Source organism: Paracoccus methylovorus, from assembly GCF_016919705.1.
In the GTDB taxonomy this organism is placed as follows: Bacteria; Pseudomonadota; Alphaproteobacteria; order Rhodobacterales; family Rhodobacteraceae; genus Paracoccus; species Paracoccus methylovorus.
Map to the genome: position 1 here is coordinate 1418332 of NZ_CP070371.1, position 16669 is coordinate 1435000.

Annotated in this window: 13 protein-coding genes, 1 tRNA gene and 2 rRNA genes (1 of these 16 cut by a window edge); 7 read left to right on the forward strand and 9 right to left on the reverse strand. The window is 66.8% G+C overall.

Annotated elements, in window-relative coordinates:
* Window positions 1–11: 11 nt before the first annotated feature.
* The 3 genes from JWJ88_RS20110 to ric form a co-directional block, all read right to left on the reverse strand.
* Entirely contained in the window at window positions 12–350 is a 339-nt protein-coding gene (locus tag JWJ88_RS20110) for a carboxymuconolactone decarboxylase family protein (protein WP_011749297.1), read from the reverse strand.
* Window positions 351–369: 19 nt separating this feature from the next.
* Window positions 370–693 (reverse strand): hexameric tyrosine-coordinated heme protein, encoded by a 324-nt coding sequence (locus JWJ88_RS20115; protein WP_011749296.1) that lies wholly within the window; start codon window positions 691–693, stop codon window positions 370–372.
* Between the two features lie 113 nt (window positions 694–806).
* Entirely contained in the window at window positions 807–1478 is a 672-nt protein-coding gene (gene ric, locus JWJ88_RS20120; protein ID WP_011749295.1) for an iron-sulfur cluster repair di-iron protein, read from the reverse strand.
* A 143-nt stretch (window positions 1479–1621) separates the two neighbouring features.
* Here ric and JWJ88_RS20125 point away from each other — a divergent pair, with 143 nt between their 5' ends.
* The 6 genes from JWJ88_RS20125 (at window position 1622) to JWJ88_RS20150 (ending at window position 4245) form a co-directional block, all read left to right on the forward strand.
* Window positions 1622–2059, forward strand: a complete 438-nt coding sequence (locus JWJ88_RS20125) for an RrF2 family transcriptional regulator (RefSeq protein WP_011749294.1) — start codon at window positions 1622–1624, stop codon at window positions 2057–2059.
* A 21-nt stretch (window positions 2060–2080) separates the two neighbouring features.
* A complete protein-coding gene (locus JWJ88_RS20130) occupies window positions 2081–2533 on the forward strand; it encodes a DUF6522 family protein (RefSeq protein WP_011749293.1) in 453 nt (150 codons plus the stop codon).
* Window positions 2534–2650: 117 nt separating this feature from the next.
* Window positions 2651–3019 carry a 2Fe-2S iron-sulfur cluster-binding protein gene (locus JWJ88_RS20135; protein ID WP_011749292.1) on the forward strand — a complete coding sequence of 123 codons (369 nt, stop codon included), beginning with the start codon at window positions 2651–2653 and terminating at the stop codon, window positions 3017–3019.
* A 15-nt stretch (window positions 3020–3034) separates the two neighbouring features.
* Complete coding sequence (gene sdhC / locus JWJ88_RS20140; RefSeq protein WP_011749291.1) at window positions 3035–3412, forward strand: succinate dehydrogenase, cytochrome b556 subunit; 378 nt, start codon at window positions 3035–3037, stop codon at window positions 3410–3412.
* Window positions 3409–3792: a succinate dehydrogenase, hydrophobic membrane anchor protein gene (gene sdhD, locus JWJ88_RS20145; protein ID WP_205296182.1), complete on the forward strand. Its 384-nt coding sequence runs from the start codon at window positions 3409–3411 to the stop codon at window positions 3790–3792. The genes sdhC and sdhD overlap by 4 nt, the downstream gene beginning before the upstream one ends.
* Before the next feature lie 12 nt (window positions 3793–3804).
* Window positions 3805–4245 carry a CBS domain-containing protein gene (locus JWJ88_RS20150; RefSeq protein ID WP_011749289.1) on the forward strand — a complete coding sequence of 147 codons (441 nt, stop codon included), beginning with the start codon at window positions 3805–3807 and terminating at the stop codon, window positions 4243–4245.
* Between the two features lie 378 nt (window positions 4246–4623).
* Here JWJ88_RS20150 and JWJ88_RS20155 read toward each other — a convergent pair whose 3' ends face one another.
* The 3 genes from JWJ88_RS20155 to JWJ88_RS20165 form a co-directional block, all read right to left on the reverse strand.
* Window positions 4624–6411 carry an ABC transporter ATP-binding protein gene (locus tag JWJ88_RS20155; RefSeq protein WP_024845260.1) on the reverse strand — a complete coding sequence of 596 codons (1788 nt, stop codon included), beginning with the start codon at window positions 6409–6411 and terminating at the stop codon, window positions 4624–4626.
* Window positions 6408–8210 (reverse strand): ABC transporter ATP-binding protein, encoded by a 1803-nt coding sequence (locus tag JWJ88_RS20160; RefSeq protein WP_205296183.1) that lies wholly within the window; start codon window positions 8208–8210, stop codon window positions 6408–6410. The genes JWJ88_RS20155 and JWJ88_RS20160 overlap by 4 nt, the downstream gene beginning before the upstream one ends.
* 251 nt (window positions 8211–8461) lie before the next feature.
* On the reverse strand, window positions 8462–8710 hold the full coding sequence (locus JWJ88_RS20165) for a phosphopantetheine-binding protein (RefSeq protein ID WP_011749286.1): 249 nt from the start codon (window positions 8708–8710) through the stop codon (window positions 8462–8464).
* A gap of 105 nt (window positions 8711–8815) precedes the next feature.
* Here JWJ88_RS20165 and JWJ88_RS20170 point away from each other — a divergent pair, with 105 nt between their 5' ends.
* The gene (locus tag JWJ88_RS20170) at window positions 8816–13774 is read left to right on the forward strand and encodes a non-ribosomal peptide synthetase (RefSeq protein WP_205296184.1); all 4959 of its coding nucleotides are present in this window, start codon (window positions 8816–8818) and stop codon (window positions 13772–13774) included.
* Between the two features lie 327 nt (window positions 13775–14101).
* Here the strand turns inward: JWJ88_RS20170 and JWJ88_RS20175 are convergent.
* From JWJ88_RS20175 to JWJ88_RS20185, 3 genes are all read right to left on the reverse strand, one after another.
* Window positions 14102–14178 (reverse strand) — tRNA-Met (locus tag JWJ88_RS20175).
* 42 nt (window positions 14179–14220) lie between these two features.
* Window positions 14221–14335: ribosomal RNA gene (gene rrf / locus JWJ88_RS20180) — 5S ribosomal RNA — on the reverse strand.
* Between the two features lie 112 nt (window positions 14336–14447).
* Window positions 14448–16669: ribosomal RNA gene (locus JWJ88_RS20185) — 23S ribosomal RNA — on the reverse strand; it runs 608 nt beyond the window's last position.

A 16669-nucleotide genomic window follows, 5' to 3' on the forward strand; every position in this document is an offset into this window, starting at 1 on the left:
ATGGGCAGGCTTCACGCGCCATCGATCTCATCCAGAACCGCAAGCGCCTTGTTGGCATGGGCATAGGCGGCCCCGGCGCGCATCTCGGCCGCGACCCAGATCGCCTCCATGATCTGCTCGTTGGTGGCACCCTCGCGGCGGGCGCCCTTGACATGGCCCTCGATGCACCAGGGGCATTGCGTGACATGGGCCACGGCGACCGCGATCAGCTGCTTGGTGCGCTTGTCCAGCGCACCGTCGGCGAAGACCACCTTCGACAGCGCCAGAAAGGCATCGTCGATGGCTGGCGCCAGCGCGTGACGTTTCGCGCCAAGCGCGGCGCTGGCCTTGGGCATGGAGATGTCGGCCATGGTCGTCCTCCCTTCAGGTTCATTCGCGCCAATAGTCGTTGGCCGCGGCGATGGTCGCGAACCAGGCCGCCGCCACGGCCGAGACGTCGATCAGGCTGGCCGCATCCTCGGCATAGCGTGACCGCTGCGCCTTCAGCATCGCGACATCGGGCTGGGTCGTCCTGACCGCCCGCCGCGCCATGACGATGGCCAGATCGAAGCCCTGCTGCGGCGTATCGACCTGCAGGGTCGGCAGCCACGTCTCTGCCACCGCTGCGCCCGTGGCAGACTGGCCGGTCTGGGCAAGGCTGGCAGGCGGCAGCAGCGCCAGCGAGGCGGCAAGGATGCAACTGGATCGGAACATGGAACCTCCTCCTCGATTGGATCACATGGGGCGGGCTTCGGGGCATTGGATGCGGGGCCGGCGGCAAGCGTCGCGGGATTGCATGAATAGCGGCCCGGCTTCCAGCAGCAGGCTCATGCGCCCTTTTCAAAGCGCGGGAACAGCACGTTGTTTTCCAGATGGATATGCTCCATCAGGTCGGCCCGCAGCTGCGCGGTCCCGGCGTAAAGCGCCTGCCAGGTCCGGCAGGCGCCCTCGGGCACGGTATGGTCCTGCGTCAGCCGCGCCAGCTCTGCCAGGAAGGCGCCGTGATCGTCGTGATCATGCCGCATCTCGGCGATGGGGACGGCAATCCGGTCCGCCGCCTGCCGGCGCATGGCCGGGAAAAGGATCAACTCTTCCTTCTTCATATGCACCTCCAACTCGCCCCATATCCGCTGCAGCAGGTCGGCCAGGCCGCCGGGCACCTCCGGGTGGCCGGCATGGACCGCCTCGACCTTGCGCGAAAGCGCGATCAGTTCGGGGATCTGCCGGCGATGCGCCTGGTGATAGCGGGTCTGGATATGGTCGATCAGCGCCCCGGTCTCCCGTGGCGCATCGGGGATCGCCAGGGGATCGAGGTCGCCCAGGACCGCCTCGAGCGCGCCAAGGTCCAGCTGGCGCCGATTGGCTGCCTCTGCCAGCGGCACCTCTCCGTGGCAGCAGAAATCGATGCCGAAGCGGCGGAACACGCCGGACGCGCCGGGAAGCCGCGCGGCGATCTCGCCGACCGTCCGGTCGTGCAATGGGAATGTGGTCTGGGGCATGGCGGTCTCCATGAGCGGGGGGTGTCTGATGGTGAGTCGGGCGCCGCGGGTCAGGAGGATGCGCGAAGCCCTTATATTCGGTACTTGCAATACCGAATATCCTCCCACATAATCGGTATTGTCAATACCAATTAGGAGAGCCGATGCGTCTTGCGACCTTTACCGACTACGGATTGCGGGTGCTGATGCGGCTGGCGGGGGCGCCGGAAAAGCCGATCTCGACCGGGCAGATCGCCAGGGAGTTCGCCATCTCGCAGCATCACCTGGCCAAGGTGGTCAGCGACCTGGGGCTTGGCGGCTTCGTGCGGTCCGAGCGCGGCAGGTCCGGCGGGCTGCGGCTGATGCGCCCGGCGCACGAGATCACGCTGGGACAGGTGGTGCGCCATCTGGAGCGCAAGTTCGCCATCGTGGAATGTTTCCGCGCCGATGGCGGCGAATGCGTCCTGAGGCCGCGCTGCCGCCTGCGGCCGCAGCTTTCCGCCGCGCGCGAGGCGTTCATGGCCGAGTTGGACCGTACGACGCTCGAGGATTGCGCCTGGCCCGGAGCGGGTCCGGGAGGGCGCGTGGTGGCGGCCGAGTGAGGCCGGGAAAGAGAGGCGGCGATGCCTGGGATCGAATTGCAGCAAGACGGCGCCCGGATCGACGCGGCCGTCCTGGCCAGGGCATTCGGGATCAGCGCCGATGATTTGCGGCAGGGCATGCGCGACGGCACGATCACCAGCCGGTTCGAGCGCGGCGCGGGCAAGGATGCCGGCACGGTGCGGCTGATCTTCTTCTCGTCCAGCCGCCGCATTCGGATCACCGCGGACGAAAGCGGCAGGATCCTGACCTGCGGCGCGGTGGATTTCGCCGGATCATCCGGCCCCGGAAGCCGGAGGCCGGAGGCCGGCGCGGATCACGGGGCGCCTGGAAGCGGGCGTGATCCGGGACAGGCGGCCCATATCGAGACGCTTCTCGACCTGGCGTTGCAGGGAACCTTCCCTGCCAGCGACCCCATCGCGATCAGCATCGACGCGCCGCGCCGGACATCCCTGTTGCTAGGAAAGGCGCCATGATCGTCGCTCGCCCGCACGAGGTGCCGCGCCTGAAGCGGCCGCGGCGCTTTCCTGGCCCGCGCCGGGGGTGCTGCGCGGATCGCAACGCTGCGCATCCATCGCCTCGATCCCGACGGCATGGCCGGCCTGCGGCGGGATACGTTCCGCGACGATCTGGACGATTGCGGGCCGATACCGCTCGACGCGCTGATCTGGATAAAGAACAGGATCGACCCGACGCTGACTTTCCGGCGTTCGTGCCGCGAGGGCGTATGCGGGTCATGCGCCATGACGATCGATGCCACGAACTGGACCGCTTGCACCTGGGCGATAGCCGATCGGGCCAAACCTGCGACGATCTTTCTGCTGGCCAACCTGCCAGCGATCAAGGAACTGGTGCCCGACCAGACCCATCTGCTCGCCCAATACGAAATGATCGAGCCTTGGCTGAACCCCGGCCGCGCCATCGCCGAGATCAAGAAGAAAATGATCGAGCGGCAAGGCTGACACGAAGGAAGCGCCATGTCTCACCGCCGTCCAAAATCACCCAACATGCAGAACTACCGGCCACAGCTGACCTCCGTCCTGTCGTTCGGGCACCGGCTTTCGGGCGTGGCGCAGAGCCTCGGCGCCCTCGGCCTCGCAGCCTGGCTGATGGCCGGCGCCTCGGGCCAGGATGCGTTCGGAAGCGCGCAGGCGCTGCTGCTGTCCGTGCCTGGCCGTATTGCGCTTTTTCTTGTAACGCTGGCGCTGTTTTACCACCTTTGCAACGGCGTCCGGCATCTGGTCTGGGACAGTGGCCGGGGCTTCGAATTGCGCGCGATCTATGCCGGCGGATGGACGGTGGTGGGGACAAGCCTGATCCTGACGCTGGCGTTGTGGACATGGGGGCTGGCATGACGATCCGCCATATCCCGCCATTCGCACGGGCACGCGGCCTTGGAGCAGCGGGGCATGGCACGGGTCGTTGGTGGGCACAGCGGGTCTCTGCCGCGGGTCTGGTGCCGCTGGTCCGGTGGTTCGCCCTGGCGTTGGCCGGCGGCGCGGCCGCGGATCACGCGAAGCTGGTGGCCTGGTTGGCGGCGCCGCTCAATTCCGGGCTCATGATCCTGCTGTTGATGGCCGGCTTTCATCATGCGGCGCTGGGGCTCCAGGTTCTGGCCGAGGACTACATTCATTCTGGCGCGCGGTTCGTCGCCGCGGCGGCGATCCAGCTGGCCTGCTTTGCAGGTGTCGTGTTCGGCATCGCATCGGTGCTGCGCATCGCGCCGATGGCATAGGAAGGAGTTCACGTGCTTATCCAGAAATTTCTGCCCACCGCGCGCCGGCACCTGCAATCGATCGATGTGAACGCGGCGCTTCTGCAGGCGGCAAGGCGGCTTGGCGAAGGCTGCGACATGCTGCTGGTCTGCGATGCTGCCGGCCGACTGGCAGGCGTCCTGACCAAGACCGACGTGGTGCGCCAGACAGGTCGCTGTACCGGCGCCAGCTGCACCGCACCTGTCATCGAGGCGATGACGCGCGACGTCACCACCGTGACCCCGGACGGTTGGCTGCAGGATGTCTGGGACATCATGAAGGCCCGCGGCTTCAAGAACATTCCGATCGTCGATGCAAACCGCCACCCGCTCGGCGTGCTGAATGCGCGCGATGTTCTTCAGACGCTGCTGCAGGAAGTGCGGGAGGAGGAAAACCTGCTGCATGATTATGTCATGAATATCGGCTACCGCTGAGCGGGCGCAAGGGAACGCCCATGTCTCTTGCATCGGCATGGGCCCTTCGCCGGCAATGGCGCAATGCACCCCTGCCTAGGATGTGGCCGGGCGATGATCCTTCCGCAGGCGATGCCCGCGAACAACGCGGCCGACAGGATACCGCCTGGAGGCACCGACAACCGCTATCCCCTTGCCTTAGGCCAGCCTGTTCCCGTGCATCGGTCGCCCGGCGATGATCGCCCGCAAACCGGCGCCGGAGCAGTAATCAGCGCAGGCAGAGGCTGTAGTGTCGGCACGATAAAGTTCCCCCCGGCAATCGCCATTGCCGTCCTGACGCAGCGACATCCAGCTACTGCCAACGCATCATTGCGTTATCAGCGGGTGTTCCTGTCCGGATCACGCCCGACCCGACCAGATCTTCGCCGCCTGCTGCGCCTCCCACATCGCGCGGTAGCGGCCCGGCCGCGCCAGCAGCGCGGAATGCGTGCCGAGTTGGACGACGCGCCCGTCATCCACGACAGCGATCTGATCCGCGCCGGCGATGGTCGACAGCCGATGGGCGATCACGATGACCGTGCGGTCGCGCACGACGGCATCGATGGCGCGCTGAACGGCACGTTCGCTTTCGGTATCCAGTGCCGCAGTCGGCTCGTCCAGGATCAGGATCGGCGCGTCCTTCAAAAGCGCGCGCGCGATCGAGATGCGCTGACGCTCCCCTCCTGACAGGCGGCTGCCGATCTCGCCCAGGGGCGTATTCCAGCCAAGCGGAAGCCGCTCGATGAAATCGAGGCATTGCGCGGCACGGGCAGCCTCGCGGACCTCGGCCTCGGTCGCATCCGGGCGGGCCATGCGGATATTGGCCATGACGGTGTCGTTGAACAGATGCACGTCCTGGAACACCACGGACAGCATCCCGCGCAGGGCGCTTTCGGGGATCTGGCGCAGATCCGCCCCGCCGATCAGGATGCGGCCCTTCTGGGGATCGGCATGGCGCAGGATCAGTCGCGCCAGCGTGGTCTTGCCCGATCCCGAGGGGCCGACGAATGCGGTCAGGCTGCCCTCGGGGATCGTCAGATCGACATCGCGCAGGGCCGGGGCATCGGCCCCTGCATAGGCAAAGCTGGCAGCTTCGAATCTGATGCCGCAGTGTGCCGGCGTTCGCGCGGGCAATGCCTGATCCAGGGGTGAAATGGCAAGCAGCGCCTTGATCCGGTCCAAGGCTGCCTCGATCAATTCCAGGATCGCGGTATAGAGAATGAAGGTCGCCAGCGGCTCGGACAGCCGCACCACGATCACCAGAAGCGCGGCGAGAAGCGCGAGATCCATCTCTCCCGCGACCACGAAGGCCACGCCGAGCCCAAGCATCAGGACCAGCCCGAGCTCGACAACGGTCGAGACGATGAGATTCGGCTTTTCTCCCTTGCGATGCCCGTAGATCTGGATCTCCTCCAGCTTGCGGAACGTCCGTTCAAGCCTGCCGGCGCGCGCTCCGGCCTGCAACGCGGCGCGCAGCACGGGCAGGCCCTGCGTGTATTCCAGCACATCCGCATTCGCCTGCTGGTGGGCGGCGCCCAGAATGCGCTTGCCACGCCCGATCGCGGGCCGGCGCCAGCGATACAGGGGCAGGATGGCGGGAAACACCACCAGGACCAGCAGCCCTGCGCGCCAGTCCAGCACCAGCAGCGCCAGCCCCGTCACCAGCGGCGTGACGACCGAGATGAAGATCAGGTTGAGAATGGTCAGCGTGGTCAGAAGGTTTTCATCGACGTTGTTGATGACCATCGAGTTCAGCTCGCCGGTGCGGTGGCCGTGCAGCATTTCCAGCGGCATGCGCCGCATCTGCTCGCCCAGCCGCAGCCGGACACGATGCGTGGCCGCGGCCATGCGGCCGTTGAAGTCGAAGCCCTGCGCCCACCACCTTGCCGCGGTCGCCGCGACCATGAGGATCGTGCAGATCCCCAGCCAGCGCAATGCGCCCGGCCAGTCCCTGCCGTCGAAGGCTGCGACAAGGACCGGCGCGATGGCAGCCAGCGCCAGCCCCTGCAACGCTGCGGCAAGCAAGAGGCCAAGAATGGCAGCCCGCAAGCGCGGGGCGTCCTCGCCCACGCTGTCCTGCAACTGGCGCCAGGTCTCGCGGATCGCGGTTGGGCCGGGGCGGCCGGCCGGGATGGTGCGCCCGGTCATTCGGCGGCTCCCTTCCTCATGTATCCCAGGGTCCAGGCCTGCGCCTCGGCATGGCTGGCCCAAAGCCGTGCATAGCGCCCCGGCTGTGCCAGCAGGTCGTGGTGGCGACCCGCCTGGACAAGCCGGCCCGCATCGAAGACCAGGATCTGGTCGGCATGGACGACGCTTTGCAGGCGGTGGGTGACCGTGATCACCGTCTTGCCACGGGTGAGTTCGCCAAGCGCACGGATCAGCGCGGCCTCGTTTTCCGGATCTGCAAAGGCCGTCGCTTCGTCCAGGACAAGGACGGGCCGGTTCTGCAGGATCGCACGGGCGATGGTGATGCGCTGCCGCTGGCCGCCCGACAGCAGCGCGCCCCGCTCGCCGGCCGGCGTGTCGTAACCCTGGGGGAGCGCCGCGATGAAATCATGCGCCTGCGCGGCGCGGGCCGCGGCGATCACCTCCTCATCGGTCGCATCGGGACAACCGAGCCTGATATTCTCGGCGATGCTGTCGGAAAACAGGAAGGTATCCTGAAAGACGAAGGCCACCTGCCGCATCAGGTCGTCGGCGCCCATGTCGCGAATATCGACCCCGCCGATCAGGATGCGGCCGCCGGTCACGTCCCAGAACCGCGGGATCAGCCGCGCAACGGTGCTTTTGCCCGCGCCGGACGGCCCGACCAGCGCCGTCACGCTGCCGGGTACGGCAACGAAGCTGACATGGCGCAGCGCCTCGGTCTCGTCGGGGCCATAGCGAAAGCTCACATCGTCGAAGACCACGCCGGAATCCGCCGGCCGGCGCGAGTGGCCCTGCGCCGGGACCGGCAACAGCGGCGCGGCCAGCACGTCATGGATGCGCGCGATCGACAGCCGCACCTTGTCGATCATGTGGCGCAGCATCATCATCGGCATGACCGATTCGGCCATTCCGGTGCATAGCAGAAGAATTGCCAGCCACCGCACCGCGTCCAGCTCGCCCTCCCGGACCTGCCAGAGCCCCAGCCACAGCACGACGGCCAGCGTCGGAAGCGGGCTGAGGATCGCCCAGGTCATGCGGACCGAACGGCCCGAGTCACGATACCACCGCGCCAGCACCGCCAGATAGGCGTCGAGCGCCTGCTGATACCGGCCAAAGCTGGAATGGCCGGTGTCGAAATTGCGCACCACCGGCATCGCCTGCACGAACTCGACCACCGCTGCGCTGACCTTCTCGCGCGCCTCGTTGTACAGCCGCGCCATGTTGCGCCGGCGCTTCTGCGCGCCGCGCATCGACAGGATGCCCAGGCCCAGAACCGCCAGCACCGCCAGCGCCAACCGCCAGTCGAGCCAGAACAGGATCGCCGCCGTGGCCAGCGGCGTGACATAGGCGCGGGCATAAAGCGGCGTGCTGTCGGCGACGAAGACGTGCAAGGCCTTGACGTCGTCGTGGATCACCTTGGTCAGCCCGCCGGCGCCCAGGGCCTGGATATAGCCCAGGGGAACCTCGGCCATCCGTTCGGCCAGACGGCTTCGCAGGATACGCTCCAGCCGGAAGGCAGCATAGTGGGACTGGTTGAACGCACCCAGCCGGGCCAGATAGCTGGCGACCGTCCCCGCCAAAGCACCCAGCATCCAGACCCACGGCACCTGGCCCGGATGATCGCGCAGCGCCAGGACCGTCATCGCCAGGCAGATCATCGTGGCAAGGACCGCCAGTCCCGAAACCGCGCCCAACCCCATCGCAAGGCGGATCTGGCGACGCACGGGTTCCATGATGGCCCAGGCCCGGTCGTCGTCATCCCCGCGCTCGGGCCTTGCGGCATGGCTGGCAGCTCTCATGCGCCCTGCTCCCTTGGCATGCAGAGGGGCCGGATGAGGGCTATCCCGGCCCTTGGGGCAGGCGGGTCAGAACCCGTCGCCGGATCGATTCCGCGGACCCGGCGGTTGACCGCCCTGCAATATCGGGGGCGTTCGTCGACGAGGGTGTGGGCACAGCCATGGACTCCATCCAGTTCGATGCCGTGTAGGTCACGCGGGCCTTGGGGACCGTCTGTCCGAGCAAACGTGTCAACCAGATCGCACGTCATGATCTAGGGCCGCCGCGCCTGGATCAGGCGCCACCAGCCCTCGATGCTGGGCTCGTGAAGCAGTTCCCGCGCGCTCAGCGTGATGCCCGCCTGCTTCAGCTCGGCGACCAGCTTCAGCACCGACAGCGAATCCAGCCCCAAGAATAGCAGGTTTTCATCGGAACCAATATCCGCCTCGTCGGGAATAAGGGCCCACACGCGCGCTTCCAGCCATGCCCGGTCAAGCGTTTCGATAGATCCGATGTCGTTCATTCCGATCCCGTCCTGTCCTGTCCTGCGCAGCCAAGGCCGTTCCTTGACATCGCCATTAGTTGAGTATTTTTATCAACCACTATCGCCAGACGCAAGGGGATGAACATGGACCTGACCGCCATGCAGGCAGCCTATTGGACCGGGCGCGATTGGAAGGGGCCGGGCGGCGGCGTATCCGCGCATCTGCATACCGAGTTCCAGCCGGCGGGGCTGGAGCCGCGGCGGCTGGACCGCGCGGTGCGCGGGCTGTTCCGCCGGCACCCGATGCTGCGGCTGCGGGTCACGGCCGCGGGCCAGCAGGTGATCCAGCCGCTAGACGACCGCCACGCCTTGCGGCTTGACGACCTGCGGGAACTGGCGCCGGACCAGGCACAGGAACGGCTGGCCGCGACACGGCGGCGGATGACGCATCAGCGGCTGGACATCGCCTCGGGCGAAGCGGCAGAGTTCCGGCTGAGCCTGCTGCCCGGCGGCGAACAGCGGCTGCATATCGACCTGGACATGATCGCGGCCGATCCGTCCTGCTTCGGGCTGGTCATGGACGACTTGGCCCGGCTTTACGAGGATCCGGCCGGGATCGCTGCGTCCGAGGAACCCGAGAGCTGCTATTTCGACTACCTGGCCCGGCTGCCCCCCGACCCGGCCGAGGTGGCGGACCGGGAATGGTGGCGGGCGCGGCTACGCGACCTGCCGTCGCCGCCCTCGCTGCCGCTGCGCGACCAGGCCGGCGCGCCGGAAAGCACCCGGATCTCGGCCCTGCTGCCGCCGGCGCGGGCCGCGGCGCTGCGGGGGCTTGCGCGTGAATTGCGGGTCACGCAGACCGCGCTTTACCTGGCGGTCTTTGCCGCCGTGCTGGCGCGGGCGACGGGCGACCGGGCCTTTCGCCTGACGCTGCCGGGCTTCTTCCGCGCCCCGGTGATGCGCGGCGCCTCGCGGCTGGTCGGGGATTTCACCAATATCCTGCCGCTCGGCCTGCGGGTCGGGCCCGAGGCCACGCTGACCGGACTGGCGCGCGAGGCAGGGCGCGAGATCGCCGAGGCGCTGTCGCATCAGGCCTGCCCCGGCGTCGCCGTGCTGCGCGAGATGTCACGCGGCGGCCAGGGCGTGGAATCCGCGCCGGTGGTCTTTACCAGCGGGCTCGACCTGGACGGGGCGCAGCGCCAGCTGCTCAGCCCGCGCGTCGGCCGGCTGTTCGGGCGGCTGGTCTGGAGCGTGTCGCAGGCGCCGCAGGTCGCGCTGGACGTGCAGGTCGCCGCGCTGGCCGAGGGCGTGCTGCTGAATTGGGACCTGCGGCTGGACGCGTTGCCCGAGGACTGGGTGCGCGCCGGTTTCGATGCCTGCCACGCGGCGCTGTGCCGGCTGGCCGATGCGCCCGATCTGGCGGCGGCGCCGCTGTCGGACTGGTTGCCAGCGCCGATGCGGATGCGGCGGCTGGGCGAGCTGCAAAAGGCCTATCTGCTGGGCCGCGAGGCCGAGCTGCCGCTGGGCCGCACCGCCATGCAGGAATATCGCTGCTATCGCGGCCCGCTGGATGCCGAAGCCCTGGCGCGCCGGGCCAAGGCGCTGATCGAGCGGCATGAGGCGCTGCGCTGCCGGCTCGACCCTGAATATTCGGCGCTGCGCGTGCTGGACGAAGCCGAACCGCCGCTGGAACGGATCGACCTTTCGGATATGGGTGCCGATGAGGCCGAGGCACGGCTGGCCGCCCTGCAGGACGAGTTCGCCCGCGCGCCGCTGCCGCTGGACGGGCTGCTGTGGCGGCTGGTGCTGGTCGAGATGCCGCAGCCCCGCGACCAGGCGCTGCTGGTCAAGATGGACGCCCTGCCGCTGGACGGCGCCGGGATCGCGCAGGTCGTCGCCGAATTGCTGGCGCCCGAACTGCCCCCGGCCTGCGCCCTGCCCGCACCGCCCCTCGAACAGGCCGACCGCGCCGCCGATGCCGCCTGGTGGCGCGCGCGTCTGGCCGGCGTCGAGGGGCCGCCCTGCCTGCCCTGGCGGCAGCCGCTGGACGGCATCGACCGCCCGCGCTGGCGCCGCGACAGCCGCCGCATCCCGCGCGATCAGCTGGCGCGCCTGGCCCGGCTGGCGGCGGCGCAGAAACTGACCCGCAACAGCATCGCCATGGCCGTGGTGCTGGAGGTGCTGGCGCGCTGGACCCCGGACCTGGCGCCCTGTGTCGCGGTGCCGGTGGCGCCGCCGCCGGGCGGGGCGCTGGCCAACCGCTCGTCCTTCGTCGCCGTCGATTATCGCGCCGACCGGGGCAGCTTCCTGGATCATGCCCGCCGGCTGCAAGAGGACCTGTTGGAGGGAATGGCGCATCCCGGCCTGTCGGGCATCGGCCTCAGCCGGCTGCTGCTGTCGCAGATGGGCGGTCGGATCGCGCTGCCGGTGGTGCTGACCAACGGCATGGGCTGGGACCGGGTGCCCGCCGATGCCGGGCTGCGGCTGGTGGACGGGCTGGTGCAGACCCCGCAGGTCGCGCTGGACCTGCGGCTGGCGCTGGATGCGGAGGGTGCGCTGCTGCTGCAAGCCGATCACGTCGAGCAGGCGCTGGAGCCTGCGGTCGTCGGCGCGTTGCTGGACGCCGCCGCCCGCGCCTTCGCCGCGCTGGCCGAACGGGACGAGCTGACCCTGGCCGGCGCCGATTTCCTGCCGCCGCCGCCCGCGGCCCCCGCCGGGGCGGAACATGCCGGCCCCGGCCATCTGGAGCGCATCGCGGCGCAGCTGTTCGACGGCTATCCCGACCGCACGGCCCTGATCTGCGACACCCGCAGCACCAGCTACGGCGCGCTTGGCCTGCGGGTGCGGCGCGTGATGGCCGGGCTGGCCGCGCGCGGGCTCGCGCCGGGCGACATGGTCGCGATCTGTCTGCCGCGCGGACCCGAGCATCTGGTGCTGACGCTGGCCTGCGCCTTCTCGGGGCTGGTCTGGGTGCCCATCGACGCCGCCGCGCCGCCCGAGCGGCGCGACTACCTGCTGCGCAATTCCGCGCCGCGGCTGGTCGTGGCCGGGACCGACCTGCCCGGCTGGCCGCTGGCCTCGCCCCGCACCCTCGAAGCGCATGACCCGGCCCCGATCCCGCAGGGACTGGCCGCGCTGTCCCGTTCCGAAGCGGCGGCCTATTACCTTTACACCTCGGGCACCACCGGGCGGCCGAAATGCGTGGTGCTGAACAACCGCGCCACCGCGAATGTCATCGGCCATACGCTGGATGCCTGGGGGATCGGGGCCCAGGACGCGGTGATCTCGGTCACGCCGCTGCATCACGACATGTCGGTCTTCGACCTGTTCGGCACCCTGGCCGCCGGCGCGCGACTGGTCATGCCCGCGCCGGCCGAGGAAAAGGACGCCCTTGCCTGGAACCGTCTGGTGCGCGACCACGGCGTGACCGTCTGGTGCTCGGTCCCCGCCATCGTCGAGATGCTGCTGGCCTGTGCGCCGGATGACGGGCTGACCTCGCTGCGGCTGGTGGCGCAGGGCGGCGACTACATCAAGCCGGCGGTGATCGACCGGCTGCGCCGGCTGCGGCCCGATGCGGCGCTGTGGTCGCTGGGCGGCCCGACCGAGACCACGATCTGGAGCATCTGGCACCGGATCGGCCCCGAGGACGACCGCATCATCCCCTATGGCCGCGCCCTGCCCGGCAACCGCTACCTGCTGCTGAACCCGCAGGGCGAACCCTGCCCCGAGGGCGTGGCCGGCCGCATCCACACCACGGGCGTGAACCTGGCGCTCGGCTATCTGCGCGACGGCGCGCTGGAACAGACCGACTTCACCGAGGTCGGGGGCATCCGCGCCTTTCGCAGCGGCGACCTGGGGCGGCTGCGCGGCGACGGCACCATCCTGTTCGACAGCCGGGTGAACGGCTATGTCAAGGTGCGCGGCGTGCGCATCTCGCTGGCCGATGTCGAGGCCGAGCTGGCCGCCCATCCCGCCGTCGCGCAGGCCCTGGTCGTGGACATTCCCGACGCGCGGGGCGAGACGGTGCTGGCCGCGCTGGTCGCCGGCCGCGATCTGCCCGAACCGGCCGCGCTGCGCGCCTTCCTGCGCGAACGGCTGCCGCAATCGCACCTTCCCGACCGCATCCTTGCAATCCCGGCGCTGCCGCTGTCGGCCAACGGCAAGCCCGACCGCCGCCGCGCGCGCCAGATCGCGGGCCAGCCCGGCCCCGAGCCGACCGCACCGCCAGAAGCGCCAGGTGCCGAGCCGGCGGACGCGCTGACGGGCCTGATCCTAGCCGCCTTCCGCGAGGCGCTCGGCGCGCCCGGAATGGGGCCCGAGGACGATTTCTTCGACCATGGCGGGCATTCGCTGGTCGCGACCCGGATCATCGGCAGGCTGCAGGCCGAGCATGGCATCGCCCTGCGCTTCACCGACATCTTCCGCCATCCGACCGCCCTCGCGCTGGCCGGGATCGCCACCCGCAGCGCGCCGGCCGCACCGATGCCCGCAGCCGGGGACGACGCGGCCGGGCCCCAGGCGGCGCCCCTGTCGCTGGCGCAGCAATCGCTGTGGAGGGTCCAGCCCCGGGATGCCGTTGTCGTCCAGAAGCAGCCGCACCCGCACGCCGCGCTGTGCCGCCCGGTGCAACGCGTCCAGAAGCAGCAGGCCCGAAGTGTCGTCGTGCCAGATGTAATATTGCGCGTCGATCGAGGTCTCGGCCAGATCGGCCAGGGTCAGGCGGCTGGCCAGCGCATCATGGCCGTTGCCAAGCGCGACCACGCCGGTCTGGCCGGGATGGGCCGCGATCTGCTCCGCGAAAGCGCGGCCGATCCGGCCCTGCGCATCCGGCGGCAACGCGGTCTCATGCGGGCGGGCAGAAACATCCGGCAGCGGAAAGACCAGCCGCAGGATCAGGATCGCCGCCCCTGCGACCAGAACTGCCAGCAAAAGCCATTTCAGGATCTGCATGTAGGCTGTCCTCCTGCGATTGGGGGCGTTGACCGATCCCCGCCGGGATCTCGAGGCTGCCGCCGCGGGCGATATCCGTCAAGGAAGAGCGCAACCGAAGCCCGGAGATGGGCCGACCGCTCCCGAGCCGACAAGGGGTTGCGCAGTCCATAGAGCAGTTCCATGTGGATCGAGCCACCAGCAGGGACAGGAACTGCCCGGTCGCCACCGCCACGGAAGTGTCGATCAAGTCGAGCTCCCCCTCGTCCTGCGCCGCTGCAAGCATCTCGGGCGGCCTCGTTGCCGCCAGAAAGACGAGATTTCGGGCGTCTCGACCGCGCACCGGACGGGCCGCCGCAGCCCCGCACGGATTTGTGATCCCGCCGATTTTTCGCTGTTGTTCGCTCCCGGTTGCTTCCGGTGTGATTCCGGAGCGGCTGGAGCGCGAATGCAAAAAGCCTCCCAAGGGAGGCTTAAGCGCTTGATATTGCTTGCATTTCTTGGTTGCGGGGGCAGGATTTGAACCTGCGGCCTTCAGGTTATGAGCCTGACGAGCTACCGGGCTGCTCTACCCCGCGCCGTTTTTCATCGTTTTGAGAGATATCATCGCGTCTTTTCAGGTCTGGCGGTGACCTACTCTCCCACGTCTTTTGACGCAGTACCATTGGCGCGACGGCACTTAACTGCCGAGTTCGGGATGGGATCGGGTGTTTTGCTCGTGCTAAAGCCACCAGACCAGAAAAGAAGCGATAATCGGCGTTTCCCGAGGGAATGGTTGTCCAAGGATGCTTTTGGAAGCGAGACATTTGCTTGCATCTGCAAGCGTCTGGTCTGTCTTCTTCCGGATCAAATCAAGCCTATCGAGCCATTAGTACCAGTCAGCTGAACGCATTGCTGCGCTTACACCTCTGGCCTATCGACGTGGTGGTCTTCCACGGCTCTCAAGGGATACCTTGTTTTGAGGGGGGCTTCACGCTTAGATGCCTTCAGCGTTTATCCTGTCCGTTCATAGCTACCCTGCACTGCGGCTGGCGCCACAACAGGTCCACCAGTGGAACGTTCACCCCGGTCCTCTCGTACTAGGGGCAACTCCTCTCAAGTATCCTACACCCACGGCAGATAGGGACCGAACTGTCTCACGACGTTCTAAACCCAGCTCACGTACCTCTTTAAATGGCGAACAGCCATACCCTTGGGACCTGCTCCAGCCCCAGGATGAGATGAGCCGACATCGAGGTGCCAAACGATGCCGTCGATATGGACTCTTGGGCATCATCAGCCTGTTATCCCCAGCGTACCTTTTATCCGTTGAGCGATGGCCCTTCCACTCGGGACCACCGGATCACTATGGCCGACTTTCGTCTCTGCTCGACTTGTCAGTCTTGCAGTCAGGCTGGCTTCTGCCATTGCACTCGACGAGCGATTTCCGACCGCTCTGAGCCAACCTTCGCGCGCCTCCGTTACTCTTTGGGAGGCGACCGCCCCAGTCAAACTACCCACCACGCAGGGTCCCGGACCCGGATAACGGGCCGCGGTTAGACATCAAGAGTGCGAAGGGTGGTATCTCAAGGATGGCTCCACGGAAACTGGCGTCTCCGCTTCAATGCCTACCACCTATCCTGCACATCGCAATCCTGATGCCAGTGCGAAGCTATAGTAAAGGTGCATGGGGTCTTTCCGTCTAACCGCGGGAAGTCTGCATCTTCACAGACAATTCAATTTCGCTGAGTCCACATTTGAGACAGCGGGGAAGTCGTTACGCCATTCGTGCAGGTCGGAACTTACCCGACAAGGAATTTCGCTACCTTAGGACCGTTATAGTTACGGCCGCCGTTTACCGGGGCTTCAATTCAAGGCTTGCACCTCTCCTTTTAACCTTCCGGCACCGGGCAGGCGTCAGACCCTATACGTCGCCTTACGGCTTCGCAGAGCCCTGTGTTTTTAGTAAACAGTCGCCACCCCCTGGTTTGTGCCCCCCGCCAACAGTTGCCTGCCAACGGGGCCTCCTTCTCGCGAACTTACGGAGGTATTTTGCCGAGTTCCTTAAATGTGGTTCTCTCAAGCGCCTTGGTATTCTCTACCAGTCCACCTGTGTCGGTTTAGGGTACGGTCTCATGGAGGGCTATTTCCAGGAACCACTCAGCAGCCCTTCCAATCCGATAAGGAAGAACTACCTCTGCGATCCGTCACCATCTCCTGGCCCAGGAATATTAACCTGGTTCCCATCGACTACGCCTTTCGGCCTCGCCTTAGGGGCCGGCTTACCCTGCTCAGATTAGCTTTAAGCAGGAACCCTTGGACTTTCGGCGACAGGGTCTCTCACCCTGTTTGTCGCTACTCATGTCAACATTCTCGCTTCCGATCACTCCACCGGATGCCTTACGGCCCGGCTTCACAGTAAAGCTCGCGCCTCCGCTATCCCGAGGGATAGAAGAGGCAAGAGCTTATATCACGGAACGCTCCGCTACCGCGTGCATAAATGCACACCCAAAGCTTCGGCTCGTGGCTTGAGCCCCGTTACATCTTCGCCGCAAGACCTCTTGACTAGACCAGTGAGCTGTTACGCTATCTTTAAAGGATGGCTGCTTCTAAGCCAACCTCCTGGTTGTTTTGGAAGTCTCACATGCTTTCCCACTTAGCCACGAATTGGGGGCCTTAGCTGTTGGTCAGGGTTGTTTCCCTCTCCACGACGGACGTTAGCACCCGCCGTGTGTCTCCCGGATATTGCTCCACGGTATTCGGAGTTTGCTTAGACTCAGTAAGGCTGTGGGCCCCCATCATCCATGCAGTGCTCTACCCCCGTGGGCATTCGTCCGAGGCGCTACCTAAATAGCTTTCGCGGAGAACCAGCTATCTCCAGATTTGATTGGCCTTTCACCCCTAGGCACAAGTCATCCCGACCTTTTTCAACAGGTGTGGGTTCGGCCCTCCAGTTAGTGTTACCTAACCTTCAGCCTGCTCATGCCTAGATCATCTGGTTTCGGGTCTGATCCATCTAACTAAGTCGCCCATTTAAGACTCGCTTTCGCTGCGCCTACACCTAACGGCTTAAGCTTGCTAGATAGACCA